Raw genomic sequence first — 16,216 nt, forward strand, 5'->3', positions numbered from 1 at the left:
TGTCGGAGGTGCCGCGGGTGCACCCTCCGACGAGGCTATTGACACCGGGTTTCCCGGACATGACTGCATTGTTTCGTGCGTGTTACGGGCACGGAATCGCCTACCCTTGGAGCATGGCCCGCAGCACCACCCCGCCCTCGGCGTCGTCCGCACACCCCGGTGGGGAGCACCCGGACGGGTGGCCGGGCAAGGACCTCGGGCTCCCCGAGGACGGGCCGCGCAGCGTCGGCCGCATCGGTCGCCGGGTCGTCGGGCTGCTCATCGACGGCATCCTGGCCGACCTCGTGGCGTACGTCACCGGCGTGTGGTCGCCGCTCGAGGGATCCGGCGACATCGCGCACACGTGGATCCAGCTCGCGATCTTCGCGGTGCTGCAGGTCCTGTTCATCTGCACGCTGTCGGGCTCCTTCGGTCACGTGTGCGTCGGCCTGCGGGTCGTCCCGATCCGCGGCGGCTACGTCGGGGTGTGGCGACCGATCGTCCGCACCGTGCTGCTCTGCCTGGTCGTCCCGGCGCTCATCATCGACCGTGACAGCCGTGGTGCGCACGACCGCATCGCGGGGACGGTGCTCGTCCGGCGCTGACCGGCGCGGCCGGACGCGCGCGGAGCCGGAGGCGTGCGAACGACGCGCAACGACATCGTCGACGTCGTACGACAGCGGCGGTGTCGTTCTGCCCGCGGGTCGTCCGGCGGGTACGGGCGGAGCGACGAGATCGCTGTCGCACGACAGCGGCGGTGTCGTTCAGCCCGCGGTCGCCCGGCGGCGGGGGGAGAACGACGAGATCGCTGTCGTACGACAGCGGCGGTGTCGTTCTGCCTGTCAGCACCACCGGCAAGCTCGGCGCTCCGACGAGACCACAGTCACGAGGAGCACGCGCCTCGCACGCAGCGACGCCCCCGACCTGGCACGGTCGGGGGCGTCGTCGCTCGGAGCGCGGGGGAGACGATCAGCGCGGACGCCCGGCGCGCGCACGCATCGGGTCCATGCCCTTGGGGATCGCAGCCGCCGGGCTGTGCGTGAGGGAGTCCAGACGGTTCGCGACCGCCAGGACCTCGTTGCGGTTGAGTGCCTTCTTGTACTTGTTCATCGCCCGCGGGAGCTTGTGCAGCGTCACGCCGTCCTCGTCGTCGTCGACGTGGACCACGTGCACGGGGACGTTCGGGACGATGCGCTGGACCTTGCGGCGCTCCTCGTCCACCTGGCGCTTGAGGTTGCCCCGCTGCCCCTCGGTGATGAGGACCACGCCGGGGGTGCCGACCGCGCGGTAGACCGCGGCCTGCGACCGGCCGTGCACGGCGACGGGCATCTCGCTCGAACGCCACTGGCGCCGGAGCGAGTTCGAGAGCACGGCGCCGACGGCGCCCGGCTGCCCGGCGATCTGCGAGTAGGCGGCACGCTCCGCGAGCCGACCGAGGACGATGAGGAAGAGCAGCACACCGAGCAGCACGCCGGCCACGATCCACAGCGTGATCGCGAGCCAGTTCTGGCCCGGCAGGAGCAGCGCGAGCAGGACACCCGCGACGACGGGGCCGACGAACGCCAGCAGGAACCACCAGACGGACTTCGGGTCGGCCCGACGGGTCATGGTGAAGACCTGGTACATCTGCTTGAGACGACCCGGCTCCTTCGCCGTCGTTGCTTGGGGAGTGCTGCGTGCCATGCGACCAGGATACGGCCTCGACCATCGCTCGCAGACCGCTGGTGCCCAGGCTGTGGGCGAACGTCGCCGTCCACAGGTACCGCACGCCGGCCGGGGGGCCCGTCCGGCGTCCGTGAAGCTCGTCACCATGACGACGACAGCGGGCAGCAGACGGTGGTGCGGTGCACAGGACCCCGCCGACTTCTCGGGGTGGGTCGCCGACCGCGCCGCCAGCGCCGGCCCGCACCTCGTTCCGGTGACCCGGGTCGGCAGGTGCCCGCAGGGCCACCTCGCCGCCGAGGTCCTCGACCCGTCGACCCGCGCGCTCGAGGACGCACTGGAGGCACTCGGCACGCCGACCGAGGGCGTGGCGGTCACCCTGACGGTGCCCCTGCTCGAACTCGCTGCGCGGGCACGATCGGGTGCGGTCGTGCTCGGAGTCGTCCCCTTCGGCGCCGTGCGCGTCGACGAAGCGGGAGCAATCGTCGTCGAAGACCGTCCTCCCGGGGCGTCGGTCGCCTGCACGACACGCACGTCGGCCGATCCCGGTGCGGACGCCCGGGCGACGGCTCCTGCCACCAGAGCCCTGTCCCGGTCGACGCCGGTCGCTCGGGCCGAGGCAGCAGCAGCCTCCTCGCGGGTCGCGTGCACGCCGCCGGCGCACCCGCTCCCGTCTCCCCGTGACCTCGACGGCGCCCGCCAGCTCGTGACCGCCGCCCGTTCCGTGTGGGACCGTGTCGACGCGCGGTCTCCCGCCCGCAGCACGCTCGACCCGGTCCTCGACGCCGCGCGGGACGGGGACGCTCGGACGATCTCGGACGCGCTCGACCTCGTCGTCGGAGTCGCGCCACCCCGACCCGTGCGCTGGAGCAGACCGGGCCTGGCCTTCCCCGACGAGGAGCCCGTCGGCGTCGGGCGTCTGCCGGACGACACCACGGACGCGATCGGCTCGGTCGCCCGGGTGGTGCGTGACCTGGTCGAGCGGGGGATCCCCCTGGGACGGGAGCGCCGAGTGCCGGTCCGGCACGTCCTCGTCGGCACGGTGGTCGCGGGTGGTCTCGTGACCGCAGCGACCGGTCTGCGCTGACCGTGCCCCGCGTCCGCGGCCGCAGGATCGCCGGACGGCCCCGGCCCGCGACGCACCGGGCCGGCTCCGCCGCTCCCGGTGGAACGCCGGACGGCCCCGGTCCCACGAGGGGACCGGGGCCGTCCGGTGCGGATCGGAGCGACGACTCAGTAGCCGAGGTTCGGGCCGAAGTTGCCCTCCTCGAGGCGGTTCTTCACCGCGACGAGGTACCGCGACGCGTCGGCGCCGTCGATGATCCGGTGGTCGTACGACAGCGCGAGGTAGACGAACGAACGGACGGCGATCGCCTCCTGCCCGTCGACCTTCACGACCGCCGGACGCTTGGTGACGATGCCCGTGCCGAGGATCGCCGACTGCGGCAGGAACACCACGGGGGTGTCGAACAGCGCGCCGCGCGAACCGGTGTTGGTCAGTGTGAAGGTGCCACCCGCGAGCTCGTCCGGCTTGAGCTGGTTGTTGCGCGTGCGCTCGGCCAGGTCCGCGATCGCCTTCGAGAAGTCGGCGAGCGAGAGCCCCGACGCGTCCTTGATCACCGGGGTGAGCAGGCCGCGCTCGGTGTCCACCGCGATCGACACGTTCTCGTGGTCCGGGTAGACGATCTCGTCGCCCTCGACCGTGGAGTTGATCTTCGGGTGGGCCTTGAGCGCCTCGGACGCCGCGAGGGCGAAGAACGGCATGAAGCTGAGCTTCGAACCGGTCTTCTCGAGGAACTCGGCCTTGTTCGCGTCGCGGAACTGCGCGACCTTCGTGACGTCGACCTCGACGACGCTGGTGAGCTGTGCGGTCGAGGTCATCGACTGCACGGCGCGCTCGGCGACCACCTTGCGGAGGCGCGTCATCTTCTCGCGCGTGCCGCGGAGCGGCGAGGTCTCGGCCACGAACGGGCCGGACGCCGCGGCGGCCGGAGCCGACGAACCGGCGGACGACGCCTTCGCGGCGGCGGCGAGCACGTCCTCCTTGCGGATGCGGCCACCGACCCCGGAGCCGGAGACCGTCGACAGGTCGACGCCCTGCTCGTTGGCGAGCTTGCGCACCAGCGGGGTGACGTAGCCGGAGGCCGACGCGTCCTGGTTCGGGTTCGGCACCGACGCCGACGCGGTGGAACCGGCTGCGGCCGGCGCCGGAGCAGCGGCCGGAGCCGGAGCCGCGGCGGGCGCGGGGACCGCTGCCGGCACGGCGGCGGGCGGCGGGACCGGAGCGGCCTGCGGGACGGGCGGAGCCGACGGTGCCTGCGGGGCGGCGGGCTGCGTCTGGCCACCGGGCGCCGGCTCGGCCTGCTGCGGCTCCGGAGCCTTCTGCTCCTCGCCCTGCTCGGTGCTCGGAGCCGTCTCGGGCTCGCTCTCCTCGGCGGCTGCGGCGTCCTGGTCCGCACCCTGGTCGTCCGACGAACCGGAGTCCGATCCGGACCCGTCGCCGATCTTCACCAGCGCGGTGCCGACCTCGACGGTCTCGTCCTCCTGGACGAGGATCTCCTCGACGACGCCGGCGATCGGCGACGGGATCTCGGTGTCGACCTTGTCGGTCGAGACTTCGAGCAGCGGCTCGTCGACCTCGACGCGGTCACCGACGTTCTTCAGCCATCGGGTGACCGTGCCCTCGGTGACGCTCTCGCCGAGCGCCGGGAGGTTGACGGATTCGCTCATCGGGTGGGCTCCTGTTCGCGGGTTGCTGTGGTGGTGGTTGTCATTGTCTCGGTGTGCACGGTGGACGTGGTCGTCACAGCGCGTGCAGCGGCTTGCCCGCGAGGTGGAGGAAGGCCTCGCCCAGGGCCTCGTTCTGCGTCGGGTGGGCGTGCACGAGCGGTGCGACGTCCTCCGGGTGCGCCTCCCAGTTCACCGCGAGCTGGGCCTCACCGATGAGCTCGCCGACGCGCGCGCCGATCATCGAGACACCGACGACCGGTCCGTCGACGACCCGGACGACCTTGACGGCGCCGGAGGTCCCGATGATGTGGCTGCGGCCGTTGCCCGCGAGGTTGTACTCGTAGAAGTCGACCTTGTCCTTGCCGTACTCCTCCTCGGCCTTGGCCTGGGAGAGTCCGACCGAGGCGACCTCGGGGTCGGAGTAGGTCACCTTCGGGATGTTCGTGTCGGAGATGACGACGGGCTTCAGGCCCGCGATCTCCTCGGCCACGAAGATCCCCTGCTGGAAGCCGCGGTGCGCGAGCTGCAGGCCGGGGACGATGTCGCCGACGGCGTAGACGTTCGGCAGGTTGGTGGCGAGGCGCTCGTCGGTCGTGACGAACCCGCGGTCCATCGCGACACCGACCTCGTCGAAGCCCATGTTCTGCGTGAGCGGGCCACGGCCGACCGCGACGAGGAGCACGTCGCCCTCGTAGGTCTTGCCGTCCTCGAGCGTCACGACGACGCCGTTCTCGTGCTGGTCGACGTGGTCGAAGCGCACGCCGAGCGAGAACTCGATGCCGCGCTTGCGGAAGGCGCGCTCGAGCTGCTTGGACATCGACTCGTCCTCGGCGGGGATGAGGTGGGGCAGGCCCTCGACGATCGTGACGTCGGCGCCGAACGACTTCCACACGCTGGCGAACTCGACGCCGATGACGCCACCACCGAGGATGACGACCTTGTTCGGGACGTAGTCCATCTTCAGCGCGGTCTCGGACGTGATCACGCGTCCGCCGATCTCGAGGCCCGGCAGGGACTTCGAGTACGAACCCGTGGCGAGCACGACGTTCTTGCCGGTGACGGTCTGGTCGCCGACCTGCACGGTGTTCTGCGAGGTCAGACGGCCCCAGCCCTCGACGACGGTGATGCCGCGCGCCTTGACCAGGCCCTGCAGGCCCTTGTACTTCGAGTTGATGACGCCCTGCTGGTAGTCGATGACCTTCGGCACCTCGACACCGGCGAACTCGGCGATGACGCCGTACTTCTCCGCGTCGCGGGTGGCGTCGGCGACCTCGGCGGCGTGCAGCAGCGCCTTGGTCGGGATGCAGCCGCGGTGCAGGCAGGTCCCCCCGAGCTTGTCTCCCTCGATGAGCGCGACGCTCATACCGAGCTCGGCGGCCCGGAGCGCAGCGGCGTAGCCACCACTGCCGCCACCGAGGACCACGACGTCGTAAGTCTGTTCCGTCACCTGGTGCAACTCCCTCGTGCGTGTCGGGATCCCGGTCGGACCCCACTGGACACCGCGGCGGCGGCGTCCGACGGTCGGACCGCATGGTTCCGGTCCCGTCCCGCTGGTTCCGGCGGACGCGCGTCGGTGCGCAGCCCGCCGGACACCAACCTACTACCTGGACTGGAGCTCTTCTGCGAGCCCGATGAGCGTCCGGACCATGACGCCGGTCGCGCCCTTGCCGAGCCAGCCGTACCCGCCGCCCTTGTGCTCCGAGGGGCCCGCGATGTCGAGGTGCGCCCACGGCACGCCGTCGCCCACGAACCGCTCGAGGAACTTGCCGGCGAGGAGCATCCCACCGGCCGGGTTGCCCACGGTCGCGTTGACCATGTCGGCGACGTCGCTGGCGAGTCGCGCGTCGAGCTCCTCGGGCAGGGGCATCGGCCAGATCGGCTCGGCGACGGCGTCGGCGACCGCGCGGACCCGTGCGACCAGGTCGTCGCTGCCCATCAGGCCGGTGGTCCGGTCGCCGAGGGCGACGACCTGTGCGCCGGTGAGCGTCGCGACGTCGACGAGGGCGTCGGGCTGCTCGAGCGAGGCGGCGACCATGCCGTCGCCGAGGACGAGTCGGCCCTCGGCGTCGGTGTTCGTGACCTCGACGGTCTTCCCGTTCTTCAGGGTGAGCACGTCGCCGGGGCGCGTCGCGGAGCCGGACGGCATGTTCTCGGCGAGGCACAGCCAGGCGGTGACCTTCGTGTCGAGGCCGAGGCGCGCGGCGGCGATCGTCGCGGCGAGCACGGTGGCGGCGCCGGTCATGTCGGTCTTCATGCCGAGCATCGACGCGGCGGGCTTCAGCGAGAGGCCGCCGGAGTCGAAGGTGATGCCCTTGCCGACCAGCGCGAGGTGCTTGGACGCCGACGACGGCTCGTAGCGGACGACGACCAGGCGCGGGGGACGCTCGGAGCCGCGGCCGACCCCGAGGATGCCCCCGAAGCCCTGCTCCTCGAGCTGCTGCTCGTCGAGGACCTCGACGGTGAGGGGGAGGCCCTCGGCCTGCGCGACGGCGACGTCGGCGACGTCCGCCGGGCCGAGGTCGCCGGCGGCGGTGTTCACGAGGTCACGGACGAGCGCAGCCGCGTCGGCGACGATCGCGGGCCGGACGGTGGCGTCGGCGGCGGTGTCGGCCGGCGCGACGACCGCGATGCGCTGATCGCCCCGGGCCGGAGCGGTCGTGCCGGTGCCCTTGTGCCGGGTGAAGGCGTAGGAGCCGAGCGCCGCACCCTCGAGCGCGGCGTCGACGAGCTCGGCCGAGTCGGCCGGCAGCGCCAGGGCGATCGACGCCGCCTGGGGGAGCTGGCGGACCGCGCTGCCGGCGGCCGCGCGGACGGACGCCGCGTCGATCGTGGCGCCGAGGCCGACGAGCGCGATGCCGGCCGCGGCGACGCCGGTACCGGGGAGGCGGACCAGCTGGTCCTTCGCACCCGTCACACCGACGGAGCCCAGGTCGAGGTCGGCGAGCGCGTCCAGGGCGCCGGCAGCGCTCGGAGCGATCGTGGGGGCACCGCCGCCGGTGCCCGAGCGGACGCCGAGCACGAGGACGTCGGCGTCGACGTCGGAGGGGGTCGAGGTGGTGGTGGAGAGCGTCGGTCGGACCATGCGCCCAGCCTAGCCAGCACGTGTTCGCCGAGAGCGTCGGGCCGGCGCAGGGGTCGGGTCGGGGGTGCCGCCTAGCATGGGGACGGTGAACCACCCCGAGGACCTGTACTCCGCTCCCGACGGCGCGCCGACCGTCCCGGCCGGGCTGCACCTGGTCGCGGGCCTGACCGGCTTCGTCGACGCGGGGTCCGCCGTCGCGCAGGTGGCCACGTCGATCCTCGACGGCCTCGACCACGAGCTCGTCGCGGAGTTCGACCCGGACGTCCTGCTCGACTGGCGCGCCCGCCGGCCGGTCATCACCTTCGAGCACGACCACATCACGGCCGTCGAACCGCCGCGCCTGGCGCTGCACCTGGTGCGCGACGAGCTCGGGCAGCCGTTCCTGTTCCTCACCGGGTACGAGCCGGACTTCCAGTGGAACCGGTTCGTCGACGCCGTCACCGGCCTCGCCGACCGCCTGCAGGTCGCGGACACGACGTGGGTCCAGTCCATCCCCATGCCCGTCCCCCACACCCGTCCCATCAGCCTGACGGTGTCGGGGACCCGCGCGGACCTGGTCGAGCAGCTGAGCGTGTGGAAGCCGGAGACGCAGGCGCCCGCGAACGTCCTGCACCTGGTCGAGCACCGGCTGACGCAGCTGGGTGCATCGGTCACCGGGCTCGTCCTGCTGGTCCCGCACTACCTCGGCGACACCGAGTTCCCCGACGCGGCGGTCACCGCACTGTCGAGCATCGCGGCGGCCACCGGTCTGATCTTCCCGACCGACGCGCTGCGTGCGTCCGACCGCGAGTTCCGCACACGCGTCGAGGAGCAGGTCGCGGGCAACCCCGAGCTCCAGCGCCTGGTCGGTGTGCTCGAGGAACGGCACGACACCTACATGGAGGGCAACCCGGTCGCGTCGCCCCTGACGAACGAGGACGGCGAGGTCCCGACCGCCGACGCGATCGCGGCCGAGCTCGAGCGCTTCCTGGCCGACCGGCGGTCCGACGGCGACGCGTCGACCGACTGACGGGGAGCGGGCTGCGCCGCTCGCGGCCTGGAGGCTCCTCCACGGCCCGCACCGCGCCTCCCGTCCTCCACAGCACGTGTCGGGCGCGGGCCGCGCGTCGGTAGCCTTGTCGGGTGAACTCCCGCCGTGCCTTCCTCGTCTGGGGCGTCGCGGTGCTCGCCTACGTCCTCGCCGTGGTGCAGCGGTCGTCGCTCGGGGTCTCCGGCGTCGACGCGCAGGACCGCTTCGCGGTCTCGGCCGCGGTCCTGTCCACGCTCGCCGTCGTGCAGATCGCCGTCTACGCCGGGCTGCAGATCCCGGTGGGGATCGCGCTCGACCGGGTGGGGCCGCGCAGGCTCGTGCTGCTGGGCGCCGCGCTGCTCGTGGTCGGCCAGGTCGTCGTCGCGTTCTCGCCGACGATCGGCCCGGCCATCGCGGGCCGGGTGCTCGTCGGGGCCGGCGACGCGATGACCTTCATCTCGGTGATCCGTCTCGTCCCGATGTGGTTCACGGGCCGCATCCTGCCGCAGATCTCCCAGTGGACGGGCAACCTCGGTCAGGTCGGACAGGTCCTGTCGGCCTTCCCGTTCGCCGTGCTCCTGCACACCGCCGGGTGGACCCCGGCGTTCGGGGTCGCCGCGGCCGCGAGCCTGGTCGGTCTCGTGCTGGCGGTCGTCTTCGTCCGCAACGGCCCCGTCGCGGTGCGGACCGACACGATCCCACTGCCCCTGCCGCACTCGTGGCGCGGCGCCTTCCACACCTTCGGGCACGCGCTGCGGCGGCCGGGCACGCAGCTCGGCTTCTGGTCCCACTACGTCACGCAGTCGTCCGGCACGGTCTTCTCGTTGCTGTGGGGCGTCCCGATGCTGCGCGGCCTCGGGTACAGCCCGTCCGAGGCGGCCGGCTTCCTCACCGTCGTCGTCGTCACCGGCTTCGTCGTGGGACCGGTGCTCGGCGTGCTCTGCGCCCGGTTCCCGCTCCGGCGGTCGAACCTGGTGCTCGGCATCGTCCTGGCGCTCGGGGTGGTGTGGACGGCGGTGCTGCTCTGGCCCGGGCACCCGCCGACGTGGCTGCTCGTCCTGCTCGTGGTCGCGATGGGGGTCGGCGGCCCGGGATCCCTCATCGGTTTCGACTTCGCGCGCAGCTTCAACCCGGTCGGGTCGCTCGGCTCGGCGAACGGCGTCGTGAACGTCGGCGGGTTCCTGGCGGCCTTCGTCATGATGTTCCTCATCGGGACGCTGCTCGACGTCGTGTCGGGCGCGACGGGGCGCACGGTGTTCGCCTGGGACAACTTCCGCGTCGCGCTCACCGTCCAGTACGTGGTGGTCGGGTTCGGCGTCGTGATGCTGCTGCTCGCGCGCCGACGGACCCGGCGGCAGATGCACGCGCAGGACGGAATACGGGTGGGGCCGCTCTGGGTTGCACTGGTTGCGCGCCTGCGGAAGCAGGCCGTGCAATAATGGAGGACGGACCCGTTCGGGCCCCTCACGACCGCGTCGCCTCGCTGCGCCGCGGGGGTCGGGGGACTTGACATGGGTCCTCATGCTGCCCGGAACGGTAGGACCTGACGACGCGGGGGACTGCGGCCCAGGCCCTGGGTGGCGAGGGAAGCCACGACCCCACGAACGTGGCACGACGAGAGAGGTGATCGCATGGCTGCCCGGAGCACGACGATCGATCCCACGAAGGACACCGAGCCCGAGGCCGTCGCGGCGGACGACGCCGACGCGGCCGAGGGGAAGGCTGCGCCGAAGAAGCGCGCCACCAAGACCACCGCCGCGAAGAAGCCCGCTGCGAAGGCAGCGCCGAAGAAGACGGCCACGCGCGCGAAGAAGAAGGCCGACGACGAGGACGAGGACGACGAGGCCGTCGAGCCCGCGGACGACGCCGTCGACTCGACGGACGACGCCGAGGACACCGAGACCGAGGAGAAGGACGCCAAGCCGGACGCCGCAGCAGCGGTCGCCGCGGGCGCGCTCGTCATCTCGCAGTCCGACGACGACGAGGCACCGGTCTACTCGACCACGATCACCGGCGCCACCGCCGACCCGGTCAAGGACTACCTGAAGCAGATCGGCAAGGTCGCGCTCCTCAACGCCGAGCAGGAGGTCGAGCTCGCGATGCGGATCGAGGCCGGCCTGTTCGCCGAGGACAGGCTGCAGCACTCGACCGGTCTCTCCAAGCCGGAGGAGCGCGAGCTCCGCTGGGTCGCCCGTGACGGGCAGCGCGCGAAGTCCCACCTGCTCGGCGCGAACCTGCGCCTCGTCGTCTCGCTGGCCAAGCGCTACACGGGCCGCGGCATGCAGTTCCTGGACCTCATCCAGGAGGGCAACCTCGGTCTGATCCGTGCGGTCGAGAAGTTCGACTACACCAAGGGCTTCAAGTTCTCGACGTACGCCACCTGGTGGATCCGTCAGGCGATCACCCGCGCGATGGCCGACCAGGCCCGCACCATCCGCATCCCGGTGCACATGGTCGAGGTCATCAACAAGCTGGCCCGTGTGCAGCGCCAGATGCTGCAGGACCTCGGTCGCGAGCCCACTCCGGAAGAGCTCGCCCGCGAGCTCGACATGACCCCGGAGAAGGTCGTCGAGGTGCAGAAGTACGGTCGCGAGCCGATCTCGCTCCACACCCCGCTGGGTGAGGACGGCGACTCGGAGTTCGGCGACCTGATCGAGGACACCGAGGCGGTCGTGCCGGCCGACGCCGTGGGCTTCACGATGCTGCAGAAGCAGCTCGAGAGCCTGCTCGACTCCCTGTCCGAGCGCGAGGCGGGCGTGATCCGCATGCGCTTCGGCCTCGGTGACGGTCAGCCGAAGACCCTCGACCAGATCGGGGACACGTTCGGCGTGACGCGCGAGCGGATCCGACAGATCGAGTCCAAGACGATGGCGAAGCTCCGCCACCCGTCCCGGTCGCAGTCGCTCCGCGACTACCTCGAGTAGGCCGATGCGCTTCCTCATCCCGATCCTGGTCGGGCGGGTCCTCCGCGCCCTCGCACGTGCGCGGGGCGGCGGGTCCGCCTACCCGGGCTACATCGTCCTCAAGCTGGTGCCGGACTTCCTCCAGCACGTGACGAAGCAGTTCCCGAACGGCGTCGTCTTCGTGCTCGGCTCCAACGGCAAGTCGACGACGACGCACATGATCTCGGACATCGTCCGGGCACACGGCCTCCGCGTCTTCACGAACCCGTCCGGTGCGAACCTGCCGCAGGGCATCGCCTCGGCGCTGTTGTCCGAGGTGTCGCTGACCGGCAGGCTCAAGGCGGACATCGGCATCCTCGAGGTGGACGAGGCCTTCGCGGTCGAGCTCGCCGGCATCCTGTCCCCGTCGACGGTGACGATGCTCAACGTGCAGGTCGACCAGCTCTACCGGTTCTTCGAGACCGAGCGCGTCGCGACGATGATGCTCGACACGGCGGCGCTGTCCACGGCGAACGTCATCACGAACCGGGACGACCAGTTCCTCGACGCGTACGCGGGCCGCTCGGGCCAGCGCGTGCTCCGCTTCGGCGCGAGCGCCGAGGTCGTCGCTGCGGCCCCGAACGGGCTGCAGAACGCCGACGACTTCGACCGGACCGCCGGCGAGCCGAACCCTGCCGAGTCCGAGGTCGTCGCCAACACCGGCGACGGAGCGACGATCCGGTTCGACGGCACCGACATCCCCGTCCGGCTGCCGGCACGGGGCCTGCACTACGCGGTGGACGCGGCGGCTGCGACCGCGACCGCGAGCGCCGCGCTGGGTGCGCAGTTCCGGGCCGACGCCGTCACGAGGGCGTTCGGCACGATGAAGCCCGCGTACGGGCGAGGCGAGCGCCTGCCGATCGCTGGCGAGTCCGCCGAGTTCACGATGTTCAAGAACGCGGCGAGCCTGCAGCTCAACCTCGACGCCCTGCCGGACCGCCCGGAGCAGGTCCTCATGGCGATCGACGAGGGCACCCCGGACATCTCCTGGATCTACGACATCGACTTCTCGAAGCTCGACCACGTGGACGTCGTGTCCGGGGACAAGGCGTGGCAGATCGCCATCGCGCTCGAGCACGCCGGTGTCCGCATCGGTCGCGTCGAGCCCGACGTCGAGGCCGCCATCCGGCACATGGAGCAGCTCGGCTCGACGACGTCGGGCACGAAGAACTTCATCGTCAACTACGAGATCATGATGATCGCCCGCAAGGCCCTCGGCCACGGCGACATGGAGAAGACCGCATGACGGCCGACCGGCTGACCATCCTGCACGTCTACCCGCGTCAGATGGGGGTCTCGGGCGACCGTGGCAACGTCGTGGCCCTCACCCGCCGTGCCGAGGCCGCCGGCATCGCCACGGAGGTCGTCACGTACGCGCCGGGCGACCAGCTCCCTGCCGCGGCCGACGTCGTCGTCGTGGGCAACGGGCCGCTCAGCGCCATGCGCTCGCTCGGGGCTGACGTCACGCGTGTCGGGGCGTCCCTCCGCGAGTTCGCCGCTGCCGGCGTGCCCGTCGTGGCCGTCGGCGGGGGCTTCGACCTCGCGACCAACGAGGTCGTCCCCACCGAGGGATCACCCGTCGCGGGCTTCGGCGTGTTCGACGCGCGGGCCGTCCGCGGTGCCGAGCGTCGGGTGAACTACTTCGTGCTCGACACGCGGTACCCCCTGCTGCCCGGCGCACCGAAGCGTCTCGCCGGCTTCGAGGACCACGCGACCCGGATCGAACTGGCTCCGGGCGTCGAGCCCTTCGCCGACGTCGTGTCCGGTGGCGGCAACCAGGCCGGGCCCGCCGTCGAGGGGGCGATCACGGGTTCGTCCTTCGGCACGCACACCCAGGGGCCGATCCTGCCGCTCAACCCGCAGCTGACCGATGCGGTGCTCGCTGCGGCGACCAAGCGCCTCCGGCGCGAGTACGCGCCGGACCCGGAGCGGACGGCGACCGTCGACCGGTACGCGCGCGAAGCGCGCGCGACCGTCGACCGCTACGTCGACAAGGCCTTCAAGCGGATCGCCTAGTCGACCTGGCGGTCGTCACGACGACGAACGGGAGGCGCGGTGCCAGCTGGCACCGCGCCTCCCGTTCGTCCGTCTGGTGACGACTACTTCGACTCGTGGAGTCGGCTGCTCTCGTCGTGCCACTCGAGCGCGGTGGCTGCGAGCTTCTCCTTGAACTCGGCGCCGTGGTGGGCGCAGAAGTAGAGCTCGCCGCTGGCCATGGTGGCGCGGATGTACGCCTGCGCTCCGCAGCTGTCGCAGCGGTCAGCGGCGGTGAGCTGGTGGCTGCTGGCTTCGTCGATGGAGAGGTCCTGCACGGTCTGGGTCATTGCTGTGCTCCTCACGGATCGCAGGTGGTGCGGGTGGACCACCATTTGAACACGTGGTGGCTGGGAGCCGTGCATCCCGGACCGCCTGTTTCGCTGAGCGCGGAGCGGTTGTCCCCAGTCCGAGCCGCGCCGCTGTCCGGCGGTCTGGCTGTCGGTGCCCCTCGGTACCATCGGGACGTGAGCTCCGACTACTCTGCACGACACCTCTCCGTCCTCGAAGGGCTCGAGGCGGTTCGGAAGCGTCCGGGCATGTACATCGGCTCGACGGACTCGCGCGGGCTCATGCACTGCCTGTGGGAGATCATCGACAACTCCGTCGACGAAGCGCTCGCGGGTCACGGCGACGAGATCGGGGTCGTGCTGCACGCCGACGGCTCCGTCGAGGTCCGCGACACCGCCCGCGGCATCCCTGTGGACGTGGAACCGAAGACCGGCCTGACCGGGGTCGAGGTCGTGTTCACGAAGCTGCACGCCGGCGGCAAGTTCGGGTCCGGGTCGTACGCGGCCTCCGGTGGCCTGCACGGCGTGGGTGCCTCGGTCGTGAACGCGCTGTCGGAGCGCCTCGACGTCGAGGTCGACCGCGGTGGCAAGACCTACGCGATGTCCTTCCACCGGGGCGAGCCCGGCACCTTCGCCGGTGACGGGCCGGATGCGCCCTTCACCCCGTTCACCTCGGGCAGTGAGCTCCGTGTCGTCGGCAAGGTGAAGAAGGGGGTCACCGGGTCCCGCATCCGGTACTGGGCGGACCGACAGATCTTCACCACGGACGCCCGTTTCAGCACGGGCGACCTGGTCAACCGCGCCCGCCAGACCGCCTTCCTGGTGCCCGGGCTCGGCATCACGATCACCGACGAACGGGCCGCGTCCATCGAGGCTGCCGCCCAGCGTGCCGAGGCGACCGGGACGACGGTCGCGCCCGGTCCGGTCATCGAGCGCTTCCGGTACGAGGGCGGCATCAGCGAGTTCGTCGAGCACCTGGCGGTCGACTCCGCGGTCACCGACGTCTGGCGCATCCAGGGCACCGGGACCTTCACGGAGACCGTTCCGATGCTCGACGACAAGGGGCACATGGTGTCCACCTCGGTCGAGCGGACCTGCGAGGTCGACATCGCGATGCGGTGGGGCAGCGGGTACGAGACCGTCGAGCGGAGCTTCGTCAACATCATCGCGACGCCGAAGGGCGGCACGCACCTGACCGGCTTCGAGTCGGGCGTCGTCAAGGCCGTGCGCACGCAGGTCGAGGCGAACGCCCGCAAGCTCAAGGTCGGGCAGGACAAGCTCGAGAAGGACGACGTGCTCGCAGGCCTCACCGCCGTGCTGACCGTCCGCCTGCCCGAGCCGCAGTTCGAGGGGCAGACGAAGGAGGTCCTCGGCACCCCCGCGGTCCGGAAGATCGTCGACCAGGTCGTGGCGAAGCAGCTCACCGACGTCCTCACCTCGACACAGCGCACCGAGAAGGCGCAGGCCGCGACCCTGCTCGAGAAGGTCGTCGCCGAGATGAAGACCCGCATCTCGGCGCGGGCGCACAAGGAGACGCAGCGGCGCAAGAACGCGCTGGAGAACTCCTCGTTGCCGACCAAGCTCGCCGACTGCCGCAAGCAGGACGCCGAGGGTACGGAGCTCTTCATCGTCGAGGGCGACTCCGCGCTCGGCACCGCCAAGCTCGCCCGCAACAGCGAGTACCAGGCGCTGCTGCCCATCCGCGGCAAGATCCTCAACGTGCAGAAGGCCTCGGTGTCGGACATGCTGTCCAACACCGAGTGCGCCTCGATCATCCAGGTCATCGGCGCCGGCTCCGGCCGCTCGTTCGAGATCGACCAGGCCCGCTACGGCAAGATCATCATCATGTCGGACGCCGACGTCGACGGTGCCCACATCCGCACGCTCCTGCTGACGCTGTTCTTCCGGTACATGCGGCCGATGATCGAGCAGGGCCGGGTGTTCGCCGCCGTACCGCCGCTGCACCGGGTCGTCGTGGTGAACCGCGGCAAGCCGAACGACACGCTCTACACCTACTCCGAGGCCGAGCTGCAGGCGGTGCTGAAGAAGCTCGCGAAGCAGGGCAAGAAGTACCAGGAGCCGATCCAGCGGTACAAGGGCCTGGGGGAGATGGACGCCGACCAGCTCGCCGAGACCACGATGGACCGGGCGCACCGCACGCTCCGTCGGGTGAACGTGACCGATGCCGAGAGCGCCGCGAAGGTGTTCGAGCTGCTGATGGGCAACGACGTCGCGCCGCGCAAGGAGTTCATCCTGGCCGGCGAGGGTCTCGACCGCGACCGCATCGACGCGTAGCGGCGGCGGCGCGGCGCCCGGCGGCGGCGCCCGGCGGCGGCGACGCGGAGCGCGGCGCCCGGCGGCGACGCGGAGCGCGTAGCCGCGGCGGCGCGGGGCGGCGCCCAGCGGCAGCGCGAAGTGGCGCTCAGCGGCGGCGCACGGCCGCAGCGCGAAGCGGCGCCCAGCGGTGGCGCACGGCCCGAGACTCGCG

Annotated in this window: 13 protein-coding genes; 8 read left to right on the top strand and 5 right to left on the bottom strand. The window is 71.6% G+C overall.

The annotated features are described in order from the left end of the window. Positions 1–113 precede the first annotated feature (113 nt). On the top strand, positions 114–584 hold the full coding sequence (locus tag Q9R28_RS01605) for an RDD family protein (protein ID WP_271826540.1): 471 nt from the start codon (positions 114–116) through the stop codon (positions 582–584). Between the two features lie 364 nt (positions 585–948). On the opposite strand, the gene Q9R28_RS01610 is transcribed toward Q9R28_RS01605, so the two are convergent. Continuing rightward, on the bottom strand, positions 949–1,662 hold the full coding sequence (locus Q9R28_RS01610; protein ID WP_058728606.1) for a DUF4191 family protein: 714 nt from the start codon (positions 1,660–1,662) through the stop codon (positions 949–951). Positions 1,663–1,789: 127 nt separating this feature from the next. Here Q9R28_RS01610 and Q9R28_RS01615 point away from each other — a divergent pair, with 127 nt between their 5' ends. Further along, on the top strand, positions 1,790–2,728 hold the full coding sequence (locus tag Q9R28_RS01615) for a hypothetical protein (RefSeq protein WP_311205340.1): 939 nt from the start codon (positions 1,790–1,792) through the stop codon (positions 2,726–2,728). A 146-nt stretch (positions 2,729–2,874) separates the two neighbouring features. On the opposite strand, the gene sucB is transcribed toward Q9R28_RS01615, so the two are convergent. The 3 genes from sucB to Q9R28_RS01630 form a co-directional block, all read right to left on the bottom strand. Continuing rightward, complete coding sequence (gene sucB / locus Q9R28_RS01620; RefSeq protein ID WP_251161045.1) at positions 2,875–4,371, bottom strand: 2-oxoglutarate dehydrogenase, E2 component, dihydrolipoamide succinyltransferase; 1,497 nt, start codon at positions 4,369–4,371, stop codon at positions 2,875–2,877. A 73-nt stretch (positions 4,372–4,444) separates the two neighbouring features. Continuing rightward, positions 4,445–5,818 (bottom strand): dihydrolipoyl dehydrogenase, encoded by a 1,374-nt coding sequence (gene lpdA / locus Q9R28_RS01625; RefSeq protein WP_066654046.1) that lies wholly within the window; start codon positions 5,816–5,818, stop codon positions 4,445–4,447. Between the two features lie 153 nt (positions 5,819–5,971). Then, positions 5,972–7,453, bottom strand: a complete 1,482-nt coding sequence (locus Q9R28_RS01630; protein WP_251154989.1) for a leucyl aminopeptidase — start codon at positions 7,451–7,453, stop codon at positions 5,972–5,974. A gap of 76 nt (positions 7,454–7,529) precedes the next feature. On the opposite strand from Q9R28_RS01630, the gene Q9R28_RS01635 reads away from it, so the two are divergent. The 5 genes from Q9R28_RS01635 to Q9R28_RS01655 all read left to right on the top strand — a co-directional run bounded on the left by Q9R28_RS01635 (position 7,530) and on the right by Q9R28_RS01655 (position 13,420). After that, positions 7,530–8,462: a proteasome assembly chaperone family protein gene (locus tag Q9R28_RS01635; RefSeq protein WP_066654048.1), complete on the top strand. Its 933-nt coding sequence runs from the start codon at positions 7,530–7,532 to the stop codon at positions 8,460–8,462. A gap of 113 nt (positions 8,463–8,575) precedes the next feature. Then, entirely contained in the window at positions 8,576–9,901 is a 1,326-nt protein-coding gene (locus Q9R28_RS01640; RefSeq protein ID WP_311205341.1) for an MFS transporter, read from the top strand. A 192-nt stretch (positions 9,902–10,093) separates the two neighbouring features. Then, complete coding sequence (locus Q9R28_RS01645; RefSeq protein ID WP_251154990.1) at positions 10,094–11,386, top strand: RNA polymerase sigma factor; 1,293 nt, start codon at positions 10,094–10,096, stop codon at positions 11,384–11,386. A 4-nt stretch (positions 11,387–11,390) separates the two neighbouring features. Beyond that, the gene (locus Q9R28_RS01650; protein WP_209682856.1) at positions 11,391–12,650 is read left to right on the top strand and encodes a MurT ligase domain-containing protein; all 1,260 of its coding nucleotides are present in this window, start codon (positions 11,391–11,393) and stop codon (positions 12,648–12,650) included. Continuing rightward, positions 12,647–13,420 carry a hypothetical protein gene (locus Q9R28_RS01655; RefSeq protein ID WP_311205342.1) on the top strand — a complete coding sequence of 258 codons (774 nt, stop codon included), beginning with the start codon at positions 12,647–12,649 and terminating at the stop codon, positions 13,418–13,420. The genes Q9R28_RS01650 and Q9R28_RS01655 overlap by 4 nt, the downstream gene beginning before the upstream one ends. An 83-nt stretch (positions 13,421–13,503) precedes the next feature. Here the strand turns inward: Q9R28_RS01655 and Q9R28_RS01660 are convergent, their stop codons facing one another. Further along, complete coding sequence (locus tag Q9R28_RS01660; RefSeq protein WP_066654059.1) at positions 13,504–13,728, bottom strand: hypothetical protein; 225 nt, start codon at positions 13,726–13,728, stop codon at positions 13,504–13,506. 177 nt (positions 13,729–13,905) lie between these two features. On the opposite strand from Q9R28_RS01660, the gene Q9R28_RS01665 reads away from it, so the two are divergent. Further along, the gene (locus tag Q9R28_RS01665; RefSeq protein WP_066654061.1) at positions 13,906–16,023 is read left to right on the top strand and encodes a type IIA DNA topoisomerase subunit B; all 2,118 of its coding nucleotides are present in this window, start codon (positions 13,906–13,908) and stop codon (positions 16,021–16,023) included. Positions 16,024–16,216 lie beyond the last annotated feature (193 nt).

Origin of the sequence: Curtobacterium sp. BRD11 (genome assembly GCF_031844345.1) — a bacterium.
GTDB lineage: Bacteria > Actinomycetota > Actinomycetes > Actinomycetales > Microbacteriaceae > Curtobacterium.

Coding starts and splice junctions, on each gene's coding strand:
- Q9R28_RS01605 (WP_271826540.1), top strand. CDS start 114: ATGGCCCGCAGCACCACCCCGCCCTCGGCGTCGTCCGCACACCCCGGT.
- Q9R28_RS01610 (WP_058728606.1), bottom strand. CDS start 1,662: ATGGCACGCAGCACTCCCCAAGCAACGACGGCGAAGGAGCCGGGTCGT.
- Q9R28_RS01615 (WP_311205340.1), top strand. CDS start 1,790: ATGACGACGACAGCGGGCAGCAGACGGTGGTGCGGTGCACAGGACCCC.
- sucB (WP_251161045.1), bottom strand. CDS start 4,371: ATGAGCGAATCCGTCAACCTCCCGGCGCTCGGCGAGAGCGTCACCGAG.
- Q9R28_RS01630 (WP_251154989.1), bottom strand. CDS start 7,453: ATGGTCCGACCGACGCTCTCCACCACCACCTCGACCCCCTCCGACGTC.
- Q9R28_RS01635 (WP_066654048.1), top strand. CDS start 7,530: ATGGGGACGGTGAACCACCCCGAGGACCTGTACTCCGCTCCCGACGGC.
- Q9R28_RS01645 (WP_251154990.1), top strand. CDS start 10,094: ATGGCTGCCCGGAGCACGACGATCGATCCCACGAAGGACACCGAGCCC.
- Q9R28_RS01650 (WP_209682856.1), top strand. CDS start 11,391: ATGCGCTTCCTCATCCCGATCCTGGTCGGGCGGGTCCTCCGCGCCCTC.
- Q9R28_RS01655 (WP_311205342.1), top strand. CDS start 12,647: ATGACGGCCGACCGGCTGACCATCCTGCACGTCTACCCGCGTCAGATG.
- Q9R28_RS01660 (WP_066654059.1), bottom strand. CDS start 13,728: ATGACCCAGACCGTGCAGGACCTCTCCATCGACGAAGCCAGCAGCCAC.